Annotated in this window: 15 protein-coding genes; 7 read left to right on the forward strand and 8 right to left on the reverse strand. The window is 62.0% G+C overall.

Going from position 1 to position 14018, the window contains the following annotated elements:
* Positions 1 to 37 precede the first annotated feature (37 nt).
* A complete protein-coding gene (locus tag BM337_RS14715) occupies positions 38 to 1396 on the forward strand; it encodes a sulfatase (protein WP_089817403.1) in 1359 nt (452 codons plus the stop codon).
* A 13-nt stretch (positions 1397 to 1409) separates the two neighbouring features.
* Here the strand turns inward: BM337_RS14715 and BM337_RS14720 are convergent, their stop codons facing one another.
* From BM337_RS14720 to BM337_RS14735, 4 genes are read right to left on the reverse strand one after another with little or no spacing between them, the layout of a single operon-like run.
* The gene (locus BM337_RS14720; protein WP_143117729.1) at positions 1410 to 2270 is read right to left on the reverse strand and encodes a hypothetical protein; all 861 of its coding nucleotides are present in this window, start codon (positions 2268 to 2270) and stop codon (positions 1410 to 1412) included.
* Between the two features lie 58 nt (positions 2271 to 2328).
* On the reverse strand, positions 2329 to 3864 hold the full coding sequence (locus tag BM337_RS14725) for an oligosaccharide flippase family protein (RefSeq protein ID WP_089817405.1): 1536 nt from the start codon (positions 3862 to 3864) through the stop codon (positions 2329 to 2331).
* Positions 3865 to 3867: 3 nt separating this feature from the next.
* On the reverse strand, positions 3868 to 4977 hold the full coding sequence (locus BM337_RS14730) for a glycosyltransferase family 4 protein (RefSeq protein WP_089817406.1): 1110 nt from the start codon (positions 4975 to 4977) through the stop codon (positions 3868 to 3870).
* Between the two features lie 48 nt (positions 4978 to 5025).
* On the reverse strand, positions 5026 to 5871 hold the full coding sequence (locus tag BM337_RS14735; protein WP_089817407.1) for a TrmB family transcriptional regulator: 846 nt from the start codon (positions 5869 to 5871) through the stop codon (positions 5026 to 5028).
* A gap of 85 nt (positions 5872 to 5956) precedes the next feature.
* On the opposite strand from BM337_RS14735, the gene BM337_RS21230 reads away from it, so the two are divergent.
* Together BM337_RS21230 and aglJ are read left to right on the forward strand one after the other, a co-directional pair.
* A complete protein-coding gene (locus BM337_RS21230; RefSeq protein ID WP_177227553.1) occupies positions 5957 to 6121 on the forward strand; it encodes a hypothetical protein in 165 nt (54 codons plus the stop codon).
* Between the two features lie 122 nt (positions 6122 to 6243).
* On the forward strand, positions 6244 to 7275 hold the full coding sequence (gene aglJ / locus BM337_RS14740; protein ID WP_089817408.1) for an S-layer glycoprotein N-glycosyltransferase AglJ: 1032 nt from the start codon (positions 6244 to 6246) through the stop codon (positions 7273 to 7275).
* On the opposite strand, the gene BM337_RS14745 is transcribed toward aglJ, so the two are convergent.
* A complete protein-coding gene (locus BM337_RS14745) occupies positions 7272 to 7601 on the reverse strand; it encodes a DUF5789 family protein (RefSeq protein ID WP_089817409.1) in 330 nt (109 codons plus the stop codon). The two genes, aglJ and BM337_RS14745, sit on opposite strands and share 4 nt — an antisense overlap.
* 121 nt (positions 7602 to 7722) lie before the next feature.
* Here BM337_RS14745 and BM337_RS14750 point away from each other — a divergent pair, with 121 nt between their 5' ends.
* On the forward strand, positions 7723 to 9342 hold the full coding sequence (locus BM337_RS14750) for a rhomboid family intramembrane serine protease (protein WP_245778680.1): 1620 nt from the start codon (positions 7723 to 7725) through the stop codon (positions 9340 to 9342).
* Between the two features lie 6 nt (positions 9343 to 9348).
* On the opposite strand, the gene BM337_RS14755 is transcribed toward BM337_RS14750, so the two are convergent.
* The 3 genes from BM337_RS14755 to BM337_RS21770 form a co-directional block, all read right to left on the reverse strand.
* A complete protein-coding gene (locus BM337_RS14755) occupies positions 9349 to 9984 on the reverse strand; it encodes an METTL5 family protein (protein WP_089817411.1) in 636 nt (211 codons plus the stop codon).
* Positions 9985 to 10063: 79 nt separating this feature from the next.
* Complete coding sequence (gene dph2, locus BM337_RS14760; protein WP_089817412.1) at positions 10064 to 11110, reverse strand: diphthamide biosynthesis enzyme Dph2; 1047 nt, start codon at positions 11108 to 11110, stop codon at positions 10064 to 10066.
* 65 nt (positions 11111 to 11175) lie between these two features.
* Positions 11176 to 11310 carry a hypothetical protein gene (locus BM337_RS21770; RefSeq protein WP_281244906.1) on the reverse strand — a complete coding sequence of 45 codons (135 nt, stop codon included), beginning with the start codon at positions 11308 to 11310 and terminating at the stop codon, positions 11176 to 11178.
* Positions 11311 to 11416: 106 nt separating this feature from the next.
* On the opposite strand from BM337_RS21770, the gene BM337_RS14765 reads away from it, so the two are divergent.
* The 3 genes from BM337_RS14765 (at position 11417) to BM337_RS14775 (ending at position 14006) form a co-directional block, all read left to right on the forward strand.
* Entirely contained in the window at positions 11417 to 11815 is a 399-nt protein-coding gene (locus BM337_RS14765; protein ID WP_089817413.1) for a YlbF/YmcA family competence regulator, read from the forward strand.
* 91 nt (positions 11816 to 11906) lie between these two features.
* Positions 11907 to 12737, forward strand: coding sequence for an MBL fold metallo-hydrolase (locus tag BM337_RS14770; protein WP_089817414.1), 831 nt, complete (start codon positions 11907 to 11909; stop codon positions 12735 to 12737).
* Between the two features lie 78 nt (positions 12738 to 12815).
* Entirely contained in the window at positions 12816 to 14006 is a 1191-nt protein-coding gene (locus BM337_RS14775; protein WP_089817415.1) for a hypothetical protein, read from the forward strand.
* Positions 14007 to 14018 lie beyond the last annotated feature (12 nt).

Here is a 14018-nt window from a genome sequence, read left to right on the forward strand (position 1 = left end):
AAATACTAATGTACGCTGTATCGGAATATCGACGCAAATGCCCGTATCTAACGTTGTCCTCGTTACCATTGACAGTCTTCGGTACGATAGATCTCTCAGATCTGACCGGGACGTTGATCCGGCACCAACTCTCTCAGAACTCGCCGAGAAGGGATTCTCTTTCGAGAACGCGTTCGCGAATGGGCCAAACACGCCCTCCAGTTTTCCAACCCTGCTGACAGGCACCTACCCCGCGATGTATGGAGGCTACCGCTATCTCGACGAACGCCGCCCGTTTCTCTCGGAAACGCTTCAGAACGCGGGGATGCGGACAGTCGGCTACCACTCGAACCCCCATTTGGGCCCCGAGAAAAATTTCAATCACGGATTCGATACGTTCAACGACGGCTCTGAGGATGACGACGATGCGCGCACTATCAAGAACGTTGTCGACGAGCACGTTCCCTCTGATTCCTGGCTTTACAGTATTCTCCGGCGGGTCTGGCACTACCTGACGTTGACTACCGACACCTCTGCCTATGCGCCCGCGACCGAAATCACCAACCAGGCCATCGACTGGCTGGAGACTAACTGGGACGGCAAAAGCCCCTACTTCATGTGGCTCCACTACATGGACGTCCACTACCCGTTTACGCCGCCGGACCGCTTCTTCGAGGACATCGGTGCCGACCCACTTTCGACCCGACGGACGGCAGACCTCAACGGCCGGATGCAGGAGAATCCCGAGTCTCTCACTGCGGAGGACGATGCGGACCTGCTCACCCTTTACGACGCCGAGATTCGGTACATGGATCACAACCTGAACCGTCTCCTCGAAGCGCTCGAAGCACAAGACGCCCGGGAGGACACGGCCATCGTCGTCACCGCGGACCACGGGGAGGCGTTCGGCGAACACGGTCGCTACGGCCACCATCCCTACAACTACGACGAACTCGTCCACGTCCCACTGGTGTTCGACGTACCCGGCCGGGAAGGACGACGAATCGATCAGCAGGTTTCCCTTATCGACGTACCACCGACGCTCTACGACCTACTAGGTGTCGAGACTCCCGCCGCTGTTCAGGGGCACAGTCTGAAACCACTCATGGACGGGGACGAGCGTGAAGAGGGCGTGGTCATCTGCACCGCATCCGGCGGGGAGATGTTGGCGACTCGAACGCCGGAGTGGAAGCTCCTGTGGGACCGAGAGCAGGATACGGTCGAACTGTACCACCTCGTCGATGATCCTGGGGAGACCGTCGACGTAAGCGGGGAGAATCACGAGGTCGTAGAACGGTTCCGGAACCTACTCGAAGACCACATTGCTGAGGCACGCGCTACCGACACCGACCTTCCGGACGTGGAGGAGAGCGACGAGGTAAAACAGCGTCTCGAAGACCTGGGATACGTCGACTGAACTTTCCAGCGAGTCAGAGATAACCGAGGTCCTCTAATCGATTCTGGATCTGTTCGCCGCTGGCTTCGTTCGTTTCGCCGGTGCGAATCTCGCGGCGTTCATCCTCGACGACCGCCCACGGGACCTCGACAAGTCCAGGAAGCCGGAGTCTCGGTTTGTGTCCGTCGAGTCCGAGTTTGTCGGCGAGGCCAGAGGCGTGGATCTGTCCGTGGTCCGCCGTTACGACTGTCTTTCCCGGAACGGACTCGATGATGTCTTCGGCGAATGGGAGAACGTATTCCAAATTCTCCCTGTACCCTCGCCAGTACTCAGCTTCGTCACGCACTGTATCACTGACTTCACTTCCAACGAATGGGCCATGGGGCTGCATAAAGTGTACGATGAGACGCTTGTCCGGAAAGCGGTCGTGTGCCTCGATGGCCGCGTCACGGACGACGTCAGGAAGGACGACGCCGGCGGTCTCGTCGAACTGATCCTCCCAGAGTTCGTAAATGTGGTAGAAGGCGTCACCGGCTTCGAGCGAGGTGTGTGGGTTTGCGGAGACGTAGACGGTATCTCCGAACTCTTCTCCCTGGAAATTTCGTCGTGTAAACTCGCTCGAGTGACTTCCCAGACTGATGCGAGTCTCGTAGCCGTCGAATTCCGAGAGATCCACGACTTCCTGAAAGATGTCTGCCCGGCAGGCATCGAGAACGATCATGGTATCCCAGTCTTCGTCCATGACTCTGACGGCGTTTTCGTATCCAGGATATCCGGGATAGAGCCTCGTCGCAGTCCCGAAAAGATACGGGACGAGAACTCGATTACGCCACCAGTTGAACGACGAGAAGTTCTTTCGGATCTCTGAAAGGGCACGTCGGGGACCGACAGTCATTGAGCGTCAGTCGTAATGAATGCGGTATATCAGTATTGATTCCGAATGCATCGAAAGCTTATCGTCGAGCAAGGTGACGGACCAACCGATCGAATGGCCCGAGGTTCAGGTTGTAGCGTTCTTCCGCCGACCGAATGACCATTACTTCCGTCTTCGAAAGACCGAATACGAACAGGACACCGAGAACGAGACTGACAGTGAACGACCCGGTTGCCCCGATCAACCAGGGTATGGTGGTCGGAATTTCGGGTGCAATGATAGTCGCGAATATCGTCAGGGACGGAATAGCCACGGCCACCGGTCGAATGACCTGCCAAGATATCGGCGTGGTACCAAGATGATAGTATACCTCAACTGCGGCAAGTCCATCTCGCACGAGGAACGAAATCACCGTTGCAACGGCCGCGCCAGTGATACCGAATTCGGGGATGAGAAGGATATTCAGACCGAGATTGACGGCTGCTGCCACGACGCTGTTGAACGAGATGGTCTTGGATAGCCCGAGAGACTCGAGTATGGGACTGTGAATACTCAGTACGTTCTTCGCAGCGAATCCTGCTGCCAGGATCAACAGCACTGGACCACCGCTTGCGTACTTTGATTCATAGATGATACTAATAAATTCGGTCGAAAACACACCGAGCGGAACGAGTGTACAGACACTCGCGATGACTAACCACCTGGCCACTGAACTGAACATATCCATTACGTCGTCGACGTTCCCGTCGCTCTCGAGTTTGCTAGCGATAGGCGATCCGAGATAATTAAACGCCGTCGAATACATACCCATGAAACTCACAGCGGCGTACGCGACACCGTAGATCCCCGTCGCCGTGTCTCCGAGGAAATAAAGGATGAGAAATATATCGATACTTCGGTACACGAAACCGGTAACTCCAGAGATAGTAAACGGAAGTGAATACCGAGTGACTCGGGTGAAGAGCTCACTATCGAAGGACGAACTGGTCCGTGGTAGTGTTCTATGCAAGAGAAGAAGTGCGATGGCCCCACTCACGATGTATGGGGCTGCGTACGCACTCGCCAGGCCTACCTGTCCGAGCCCGTACACGACTGCGCCAATAACTAGTACGAATCTCGTCACCGGGTGAATTATATTCTTGACGTATACCCGATAGAGCGACCGTTCTTGACCACGGATTCCCCCCACAGAGACGTTGAGTAACGCGGCGAAGGGGATCGCTGCGCCGAATGTTCGAATGCTGACTGTTACCTCTGGATTACCGAATATCTCGCTAGCAATGAACGAAGCGTTCAGAGTTACGACTGTACCTAACAGGACTGAGGTGACGAAAGTGATGACGATCGTAGTCGAAGCTAGCATCCGCTTTTCTTCGTCTCCGATCCGGGGGAGATACCGGGTGAGCCCCGACGCTAGCCCCAGGCCCGCGAGGATACTACCGATGTCCAGTAGTGCTGTTCCAGCTGTCAGTCCGCCGAATTCGCTTACGGAGAGATATCTGGCGGCGATTACCTGTGCGACGAACGCGATGAGGAGTTCGAGAAAGAGGCCAACGTACACGATACTGGCCCCTTTGACGATATCGCGGATAGCCTGATTCTTGTCTTCGCTCATTGGTTAGCCGACAACCTGATCGAGATATCGTTCGTACCGGTCGTATGTGGCTTCCCACGACAATTCGCCTTGGACGACATCTCTCCCATTCACTCCCAGTCTCTCTCGCTCGGAGGTATCGGTGGCCAATCGCTCAATCGCGATCGCGAGATCCGACGGCCGTTTCGGCTCACAGAGCAGCCCGGTCTCACCGTCTTCGACGACTTCCGGGATGCCGCCGACGCGCGTCGCGATGACGGGAGTCGCCGTCGCCTGAGCTTCGAGGACCACCCTCGGGAGCCCCTCCGTGTGCGACGGGAGAACGAAGACGTCCATCTCGTGGTACAGCGCGGGTATCTGCTCGTAGGGGATCGATCCGAGGAACGTGGCCGCGTCACCGAACGAGCGTTCCAGCCGCGAGCGTTGGGGGCCGTCTCCCGCGACGATCACCTCGCAGTCCGCCTCCGTCGACCTGAAAGCGGTCGCGAGGTCGTCGAGGCCCTTGTACGGTTGGAGCCCGCCGACGTAGCCGAGGAGAAAGTCGCCGTCGAGCGATTCGATCCGCTTGTGATAGTCGTCATCCAGCGGTTTGGGTATGTCGTTCGGATGGAACCGCTCGGTGTCGACGGCGTTGCTCACGTCGAAGATACGGTCCCGGTGGACACCGCGGTCCAGGAGCTGGTCCCGGATGTACTCGCAAACGACGAAGTACGCGTCGTGAGGTGCACGGAGTCTTGCTGCCATCGATGCAACGTTTAGCCGGTCGGCAGCGCCTGCGACAGGACGGTCTAGCGAAGAACCGACGTGCACTACGTGCGGAACGCCGGCCGCACGCGACGCTATCAGTCCGGGAAGGTAGGTCTTTCGCGTCTTCGAGACGATGACGTCGACGTCATGGCGCCGTGCCACGTGAGTGGCGTGGACCGCCGTTCGAGTGGGACCCTCAACAAACCGGCTCAGGGGATCAACTGACCTCTGGAAGTTCCGTTCTGGATTTTCGTTCCAGTCCAGGAGGAGGACATCGTGTCTGCGCTCACGGAGCCCTTGTACGACGTTACGGACGTGAATCGCTCCTCCCCTCACGAGCGCGTCGGAGAACGATATCCGTTCCTCCGTGAGAAAGAGGATGCGCATGGTTCTGGTAGCCGAGGGCAGGGATAAATATCTCGTGATTCGGCCCCTTCAGCCCGAGCCGGATAGACTCTCGTACTCCCAGACCAGGTCGAAGTACCGCTTCAGCCCGGCGACGAAGGCGCCGTTGTCCGTAATCGCGGCCTGGCGCATGTGGTTGGGGACCTCGTCTTCTTGCACCAGCAGAATCGCCGTCCCGGAGTCGTACGCCATGCTCGGGTCGGCAACGGTGCCGCGCCAGGGGAGTCGTTCCTCGCTGAACCGAACGCCGACGTCGGGATACGACTCCGTGATCTCCTCGACGATCCCTGCCTGGACGGCCCTGTTCTCCTCGCTCAGCCGTTCTGGGTCGACAAGGAGGACGGAGACGTCTATTCCCCTGTCGAGGGCCGCCTCGAAGGCGGGGCGGACCGAGTCGAAGTACTCGAAGCTCTTCGACATGACGAGCAGTTCCCTCTCGGCGTCGTCGTAGATTCGGCGCGTCTCCCGCTCGCTGGGTTCGCCGACGTCGACGACGTGGAACAGCTCCGACGTCGGGGTGACGGACTCGGTTGCGCGCTCGAACAGCGGTTCGTACTCGGAGAGGAACGCCTCGCGGCGAGAATCGAGTTCGGCCTCGAACTGTTCGTACTCCTGGCGCTGGTTCTCGACGGCCCTGTCCAGAATCTCCGCCGGCGCTTTTGACTGGTACTGCTTCGGTCGCCCGGGAATGACCTTGATGAATCCACGGTCAGAGAGGGCGTCCAGCACGCCGTAGATGCGTGCTTTGGGGATGCCGGTCGCCTCGGCGAGATTGGGTGCCGACGTCTGCCCGAGGGATATCAGCTGCTCGAGCGCGGTCTCCTCGTACTCTGTCAGCCCCAGCAGGTCGAAGACGTCGTCTGCCCGGCCGGTCATACCCTATACTTTTATCGGCCCGTACAAAAGGGGGCCGAAACGTATATGCACCCGACGCCAGTAGTTACTCGCAAGATTAGTAACTATGGACGAACAGCAGATCGCGGAGACGGAGGCGGTGGCGGACGAGGTGGAATCAGAGACGGACGACGCTTCACGGGCCGAAGACGAGCATCTCGCTGGCGTCGAGGACGGATGTGGCTGTACCGAAGTGTGGGAGCACCTGAGCGAGAACCGCGTGGACGAGTAGCCGAAGGACGAGTAGCCGAAATTTCACTCGAATTGGGCGGCCGGACGTCCGGGGATCGACGGAGAGTCGGTGCCTCACTTCCGATCCGCAGCTTTTTGCTGGCGGCGTGACGAATACTGCCAATGGCGGATAGCGACGACGTCTGCGTCCTCGTGCCCACGTACAACGAGGCCGAGACGATCGGTGCAGTCGTGACAGGGTTCGTCGACCAGGGGTACGAACACGTCCTCGTCGTCGACGGCGGGTCCGCGGACGACACGCAGGCAGTCGCGCGAGAGGCGGGCGCACGCGTCGTCGAACAGTCCGGGACAGGGAAGGGCCAGGCGGTCCGAGAGGCGCTCCAGCGCCACGTCGACCGTCCGTACGTCCTGATGCTCGACGGCGACTCGACGTATCGGCCCGAGGAGGCCGAACGACTTCTCGACCCGTTGCTGTCGGGGGAGGCCGAACACGTCATCGGCAACCGGTTTGCGAACATGCAGTCCGGGGCGATGACTCGACTCAACCAGATCGGCAATCGCGTCATCAACCGGTCGTTCTCGCTGATTCACGGCCGGGACCTCGTCGACATCCTCTCGGGCTACCGCGCGTTCACGCTCGAATCGGCGAACCGGCTCCACCTCCGGGCCGACGGGTTCGGCATCGAGACGGAGATGTCCGTCGAGTGCGTCAAACACAACGTCAGGACGGCGGTGGTCCCCATCACCTACGAGCCCCGGCCGGAGGACTCCGAGACGAATCTGCGCCCGTTTCGCGACGGCGCGAACATCATTCTTACGCTCTACCAGATGGCCAAGACGAACAATCCGCTGTTCTACTTCGGCAGCGTGGGGACGCTGAGTACGCTCACGGGGTTCGGTCTGGCGGCCTACGTCGCCTACGAGTGGTTCGTCAGGAGCATCTCCCACGAGGTCATCGCGTTCCTCGCGGGGTCGGCAGTACTGCTCGGTGTCCAGTTGTTGATGTTCGCCGTCCTCTCGGACATGATCGTCGCCGTCAATCGCGAACAGACCCACCAGATCCAGCAGATCGCCCGCAAAATCGGCGAGAAAGACGAAGACGCGGGTACAGTGGGTGAGGACGCGGCCGGTCAGTCGGCGGACGTCGAGGAGTCGACGGTCGACGAGAGCGGCGTCGACCCGGCGGAGTCCTAGAACGGGATCAGCGACCGTAACTGAGCGAGCAAGCTGTTGCCGGTTGCCTCGCGTCTGGATTCGAACACGGGGTGTAGCGCGTTCAGCAGGTCCTGCTCGTGCTCGAACTCGCGTCGGTCGATCTCCTCGAGCGCGTCGGCGAGCGTCATCGCGTGTCCGGACGCGTCGTAGGGCACTTCGACGTGGCCCAGTTCGTCCCGGAGCGACTGTGCATCGGCCGGGTACGTCACGTCCGCGTCACTCAGTCTGGCGTCCAGGGCCGCGATCCCGAACTCGATGACCTCGGGTCCGTCGTCGTCGTCGTTCGCCGGCGGGCGGACTCCCATTAGTGAGTAAGACGGCCCTGGGGGTCGAAAAACCTGCGCTCCTGGCTCGAATGGCTAGGTACCGGGCGCCACTGATAAGCCACCGCGGTCCGTTCCGCTGCATATGTCGGCAGGTGTGTTGGTGACGCTGGAGCCGTACCGCTGGCTCGTGGTGGTCGCGTCGGTGCTCGTCTCGCTTCTGGTTCTCGCGCTCGTCTCCGGGAACGAAAGCCGAACCAGCGGCGTGCGCTCTCGCCTCTTGCACGGCGTCCCCTGGGGAACGGCCCTCACCGTCGGGTTCGTCGCGTCGGTGTACCTCTTCGTCCAGGGCGGGCTCGCGCATCCGAAACAGCCGCTCGTCATCCCGTTCCGTTCGTGGTCGTACTACTACCCGCTCGGGATGGTGACGGCCGCGTTCAGTCACGGTAGCTGGTCCCACCTTGTCGGGAATCTCGTAGGTACCGTGGCCTACGCTTCCATCGCGGAGTACGCCTGGGGACACTACCCGCGCAAGCGCGGGGCCCAGACGTTCTCCGGCTGGCGGACGAACCCGTACGCCCGCATCCTCGCCGTCCCGGTGGTCTCCATCGTCGTCGGCCTGTTCACGGCCCTGTTCGCCCTCGGTCCCGTCGTCGGGTTCTCCGGCGTCGTCTTCGCCTACGCCGGCTTCGCAATCGTCCAGCGACCGGTGCTCGCGACGCTGGCGATCCTTGGTTCCCAGGTCCTGAGCCTCACTTTCTCCGCGGTGACGAACCCCCAGTCGGTCGCGTCACCGACGCCACGCGTCGTCACACCCTGGTGGGCCGACATCGCCATCCAGGGTCACGCCATCGGAATCCTCGCCGGTATCTTGCTCGCCATCGCGCTGGCCCGCTCGCGCGACGACTGGCCCGAACCCCGGCGAGTCTGGTTCGCGCTCGTCGCCTTCGCCACGTTCCAGGGCCTGTGGGCGATGTACCTTCCCGCGGACGGCGGCCGGTACGTCCTCTTTCGGTGGGCCGGCGTCTCGGTCGTGTTCCTCCTCGCGACGGTCGTGGTGATCGCAGCGACGAGGCGCGAGGACGTCGCCGTTCCGTCACTCGGGAGCGTACACAAGACGTACGCCCTCGCCTTCGTCGTCGTCCTCCTGGCCTCGCTCTCCGGGTCGGCGGTGTTCTACAACGTCGCTCCCATCGACCAGCAGCCTGGTCCCGACCGGACAGTCGAGGTACGCGACTACTCGGTCGGGTACGCCGAGGACATCCCGGAGGGGTACATCAATGCCGTCTCGGTCCCGGTCATCGACTACTCGCCCCAGGTCAACACGAGCGGCGTCATCGTCACGAGCCCCGATCGGTACATCTGGCGGACGGCGGTCGGACCGGCACGGCTCGAGAATCGCGGTCGCGTCTCTGTCCTCGTGGGCGGACTGAGCTGGCGTGAACGCGTCGTCGTCAACCGGACGGGCTGGACGCTAGCTGGCAACGAAGAGGTTTACAACGTGTACCTCCGTCCCGAGGGCGAGGACCGGACGCTCGGCTTCTCGTCTGCGCCCGCAACCGCTGACCCCACGATAGCCGGACGGAACATCTCGATCCGACCAACCGACGAGCAGTTCGAGTTCGTCGTTTCGCGGCGAGGTGAGACGGTGGGCACCGCGGCCGTCCCGGCGAACGGGACGTCGGTCACCGCGGGCGGACTTACGTTCCGACGCGACGAGAGCCGGATCTTCGCCATCGAGAACGAGACGCGCGTCCAGATCGCGCGGCGGAACGGGGACTGACTGAAGCTATTCGTCCGACGACCACTCGATGCGGTACACTTCGGCGTCGATCGTCCGTTTCTCCTCGTCGTGGAAGTCGAACTGTCGCCGTAGCTCGAACTCCGTCCGGTAGGAGTCGGTGACGTCGCCGCCCTCGTCGGCCGCGAACGACTCGACGAACTCCTGGCTCCCGGCATTGTGGATAGAGTAGGAGACGCCGGCGACGTCTGCTGCGGTCGCCAGAAACGCCCGGTCAGCGTGTTCGTTCCCCGACTGGGCGCCGAACGGCGGGTTCATGACGACCGTCGTCTCCGCGGGGTCCGGTCGGAGCGGGAGGTCAGTCGCGTCGGCGCGGACCCAGGAGACGGAGGTGGTCGAGGCGACCTTGCGTTCGTTGGCCCGGGCCGTCCCGAGCGGCGCCGGGTCGATGTCGACGCCGACGACGCGCTCCGGGCCGCGTAGGGCGGCACCCAGCGCGAGCATGCCCGTCCCACAGCCCAGGTCGAGGACCGTCTTCCCTTCGACGTCCCCCCGCAGGTCGGCGAGGTGGACGAGGTGAGCCGCCAGCTCGGGCGGCGTCCGGTACTGTTCGAGGGGGGCTCGCGGGTCCTCGAATCCCGCCACGACGCCGAGTTGCTGGGCCAGAGCCCGTTTTGTCGCCATCACTCACAATACATTATGCGCATTCAAAAAGTTTTGTAGATGCGTAGAAGTAATCGGACCGCTGGTCGGGCAGTTCGACTTACCAGGTGTCGTGGAAGGTGTCGAACTCCAGCTGGTCCAGGTCCTCCTCGCCGATGGCGATGCGGTATTCCTGGGGAGTGAGCATGGGCTGCTTGAACTGCGGACCGTCGTCGGTGGTGATACGCGGACAGCCGGTGTTGACGTACGCGTCCATCCCGAAGTTGGTGAGCCGGTCCGGCGTCACCTCGTCCATCGTGATGAGGTAGGCGTTGTCGTTGTTCTCGACGATCTCCTGGGCCTCGTCCCAGCGACCCTGGCCGATCTTCGTACAGAAGATAACGCCCCAGCGCTCGGCGTCCATCGCCTTGTGGACGGAGGCGTAGCGCTGCTTCATGAACTTCTCCGTGTCGGCGACGGTGACGACGTTGTTGACGGGGTCGGCGATGACGACGTTCTTCTCGGGGTGCTCCATCGCGAGACCGAGCGGGTGGAACTTGCCGCCGCCGACGTAGAGCATCTGGTCGGCGTCGACGTCGGCGCTGGCGTAGTTACAGCCCAGCACCTGGCCCTCGTGCGTGAGGCGGTCGTCACCCTTGCGCGTGTGGACGTCGTAGCCGCGCTCCTCCAGCCACGTCTTCATCTCGTCGAACTTGTTCATGTGCTGGGCCGTCGTGACGAGGCCCACGTCGGGGTCCGCTTCGGGCGCCGCGAGTTCCTCCTCGCGGGCCTGCTCCATGATGGGGAAGACGTCGACGTTGGAGAACAGCGGGACGTAGATTATCTTCTCCGACTCCTTCATCGGCGAGTGGCCGAAGTGGACGAAGACGTCCGTCCGGCGCATCATGTAGGTGTCGAGGTCGCAGGCGCCGTAACAGGGCTGTCCGGAGATCATCACCTGGACGTTCTCGGGCAGCAGCTCCCGCAAGTCGTCGGCGACCGCCGGGCCGCGGCGCTTGAGTCCTTCAGGGAACTGGAGGCCCACGGTCTCGGCGTCGCGCTCGTTGACGGCGTCGACGATGCGGTCGAGTTCGTAGTCCCACTCCCGGTCGTGTTTCAGGGAGAGACCCGTATTCCGCAGGTCTCCGTCGGTACGCTCCTGGCTCATTACCCCGGCGTAACCACTGGGCGCGTATAACAGCCGCGTTTTAGCAGTGAGGTGTCGCGAACGAATCAGGGTTCGTCGAGTAGCTCTTCGAACTGGGAGTCACGGCGGCCCATCATCGCCGAGACGACCCGGTCCTGGAAGGCGAGGAAGCCAAACACGAGTACGGCCAGGCCGCCGCCGAACAGCATGGAGGTTTCCATACGCGGAGTTCACGCTCGCTGCCTATAAGCCTTCCCGGGGGGTCCCGGACCCCGCTCTCGGGCGTCTCCGGCAGGTCTATAGGCGACGAGTCCCCAACGTCGAACAATGAGCGTCGAGACCGAGACCCGCGACGATACCGGTGCGAGCCGCGCCGACCAGCTGGCCACCGAATTCGGCGAGGCCATCACCGAGATGCCCATCTACGAGCGATTCGCAGAGGCCAAGCGGGCCGTCGAGAACGACGAGGAGGCCCAGGAACGCATCCAGAAGTTCGAGGCCATCCGCGAGGACTTCATGCTAGCCCGGCAGACCGGTCAGGCCGACGAGGAGGGCCTTCGCGAACTCCAGGCCGCCCAGGAGGAACTCCACGACCTCGACGTAATGAGCGAGTACCTGGCCGCCCAGAGCGAACTCGAACTCCGCCTTCAGGAACTCAACGAAGTCGTCTCCGACGAACTCGTCGTCGACTTCGGGGAGAAGGCTGGTGGGTGTTGTGAGGACTAGGGAGTTCTGAGCGCAGCGAAGAACTGCGTCCGTGGCCGAAGAAAAAGGTGGCTTCGAAACGCCTTAGCCACAGCCACACAATCGCCCATCCATGACAGTCGATAGCGACTGGGGCGACTGGTTGCCGCGCGCCGTAGAGGACGCCGAGCCGGACGGACTGGCCATCTGGTACCTCGGCTGTAACGGGTTCATCGTGAAGTCCAGCGGCGGGACGACGGTGTACATCGACCCGTATCTCGGTATCGGGGACCCGCCTCGGACGCTCCGGATGATTCCGGTGCCGTTCAACCCCGAGGACGTCTCGGAGGCCGACGCGGTGCTGGCGACGCACGAACACATCGACCACGTCCACGGACCGTCGCAGGGACCGATCCTCGAACAGACTGGCGCGGACTACTACGCGACGGACTCGGGGATGGCCGTCGTCGACGAGGAGGGCTGGACCGACGAGTGGGACGTCACAGACGACCAGTTCACCGAGATTGTCGAGGGCGACACGCTGGAGATCGGCGACCTCACCGTCCACGTCGAGCCGGCGAACGACCCGGACGCGGAACACCCGATCTCGTACGTCTTCGAACACGGCGAGACGACGTTCTTCCACGGCGGCGACGCTCGTCCGGGCGAGTTCGAGGAGATCGGGGAGAACTACGACATCGACCTGGGCGTGCTCGCGTTCGGCGCTATCGGCAACATCGACGACAAGGAGACGGGCGAACCGGTCCGGACCCAGTGGTACAGTGACGAGAACATGATCATCGAGGCGGCCAACGAGCTCCAGCTCGACACGCTGCTCCCCAGTCACTGGGACATGTGGAAGGGAATGACAACAGAGCCGACAGTTCTTCACAACCACATGAATAGCTTCTCACACCCTGAGTCCCTCGAAATCGTCGAGATTGGCGACCGAGTGGACTGGTGAATGTATATTTCCTAACCGAACGGGAAAGAATAATGATAGTAAGTATCTTTAAGACCACGGCAAAAAGGTAATATCAACATGAGCGATTCCCAGGCGTACGAGGCAGTTCAAATCGCCTCGGATGGGGTGACCGTCACGAAGCGTTTCGAGGCGGACGAGTTCCCCGTCCCCGCGATCGCGTTCAACTTCGAATCGAGACGGAGCGAGCCGGTGACGGTTCGACTCTCAGACGTTGTCCCCGACGACGTGGCGGTCGAGGACCTGGGATTCCACCCCGAGTACGGCAGCGAGTACTGGACGATCGACGACGACGAGATCTCCTTCGAACGGGAGATCGAACCCGACGCCGAGTACACGACGGTGTACGGCATCCGAGCAACCGGCACGGACAACGTCGAACAGTTCCTCACCGAACCCCAGTTCGACGAGGTCGACCCGCCGCTCGAGGACGACGAGGGCGCCATCGTCGGCGACGGGTCCGACGCCGTCAAGGACGTCATCTCCGGCGACGCCGACAGCGTGCCCGGCCTCGACGACGTCGACGACGACGACATCGAGACGCTCGATCTGAAGGACCCCAACAACGAGGGGACGTCCCAGTCAGGTGGCTCCGGTGACGACGAATCCGACAGCGCGGCCGACGCTGGCTCCGGAGATAGTGACGCCGACGCGACGGAGGTAGAACTCTCCGGCGACAGTCTCGTGGCGGCACTGGCCAACGAACTGCGGAACCAGAACGTGACGAAGGACGACGTCCAGCTCCTCCGCAAGGCCTTCGACCTCGCGAGCGACAACGACGGCAGCGTCAAGGCGCGGGTCCAGAAGCTCCAGCAGGACGTCACCGACGTCATCGCCTACACCGACGCGCTCGAACAGTTCCTCGACGAGAACGGGACGGGCGACGAGATCGTCGACGAGTTCCGCGAGGAAGTCTCGGAGTTCCGCGAACAGGTCGAGTCCTTCGACAGCGAACTCGACGAGGTCCAGAGCACGGCACAGGCGAACGAGGAACAGATCTCGACGCTCTCCTCGGACGTCGACGCCGTCGAAGGGACGGTCGACGACGTCGAAGGCACAGTCGACGACGTCGAGGGGACCGTCGACGACCTCGAAACCCGGATGGAGGAACTCACCGAGGAACTCGACGACGTCCGCGACGAGATGGGCGACGGCGACGTCGACGAGAAGATCGAGGAGATCCACGCCGAGATCGAGGAGCTCAAGGAGTGGCGCGAACAGCTCTCCTCGGTCATCGGCGGCGGCAACTAGGAACCGGACCCG

Source organism: Halomicrobium zhouii, assembly GCF_900114435.1.
Lineage (GTDB): Archaea > Halobacteriota > Halobacteria > Halobacteriales > Haloarculaceae > Halomicrobium > Halomicrobium zhouii.

Coding starts and splice junctions, on each gene's coding strand:
- BM337_RS14775 (WP_089817415.1), top strand. CDS start 12,816: ATGAGCGATTCCCAGGCGTACGAGGCAGTTCAAATCGCCTCGGATGGG.
- BM337_RS21770 (WP_281244906.1), bottom strand. CDS start 11,310: ATGGAAACCTCCATGCTGTTCGGCGGCGGCCTGGCCGTACTCGTGTTT.
- BM337_RS14735 (WP_089817407.1), bottom strand. CDS start 5,871: ATGACCGGCCGGGCAGACGACGTCTTCGACCTGCTGGGGCTGACAGAG.
- BM337_RS14770 (WP_089817414.1), top strand. CDS start 11,907: ATGACAGTCGATAGCGACTGGGGCGACTGGTTGCCGCGCGCCGTAGAG.
- BM337_RS14765 (WP_089817413.1), top strand. CDS start 11,417: ATGAGCGTCGAGACCGAGACCCGCGACGATACCGGTGCGAGCCGCGCC.
- BM337_RS14720 (WP_143117729.1), bottom strand. CDS start 2,270: ATGACTGTCGGTCCCCGACGTGCCCTTTCAGAGATCCGAAAGAACTTC.
- BM337_RS14715 (WP_089817403.1), top strand. CDS start 38: ATGCCCGTATCTAACGTTGTCCTCGTTACCATTGACAGTCTTCGGTAC.
- aglJ (WP_089817408.1), top strand. CDS start 6,244: ATGGCGGATAGCGACGACGTCTGCGTCCTCGTGCCCACGTACAACGAG.
- BM337_RS14730 (WP_089817406.1), bottom strand. CDS start 4,977: ATGCGCATCCTCTTTCTCACGGAGGAACGGATATCGTTCTCCGACGCG.
- dph2 (WP_089817412.1), bottom strand. CDS start 11,110: ATGAGCCAGGAGCGTACCGACGGAGACCTGCGGAATACGGGTCTCTCC.
- BM337_RS14755 (WP_089817411.1), bottom strand. CDS start 9,984: ATGGCGACAAAACGGGCTCTGGCCCAGCAACTCGGCGTCGTGGCGGGA.
- BM337_RS14745 (WP_089817409.1), bottom strand. CDS start 7,601: ATGGGAGTCCGCCCGCCGGCGAACGACGACGACGACGGACCCGAGGTC.
- BM337_RS21230 (WP_177227553.1), top strand. CDS start 5,957: ATGGACGAACAGCAGATCGCGGAGACGGAGGCGGTGGCGGACGAGGTG.
- BM337_RS14725 (WP_089817405.1), bottom strand. CDS start 3,864: ATGAGCGAAGACAAGAATCAGGCTATCCGCGATATCGTCAAAGGGGCC.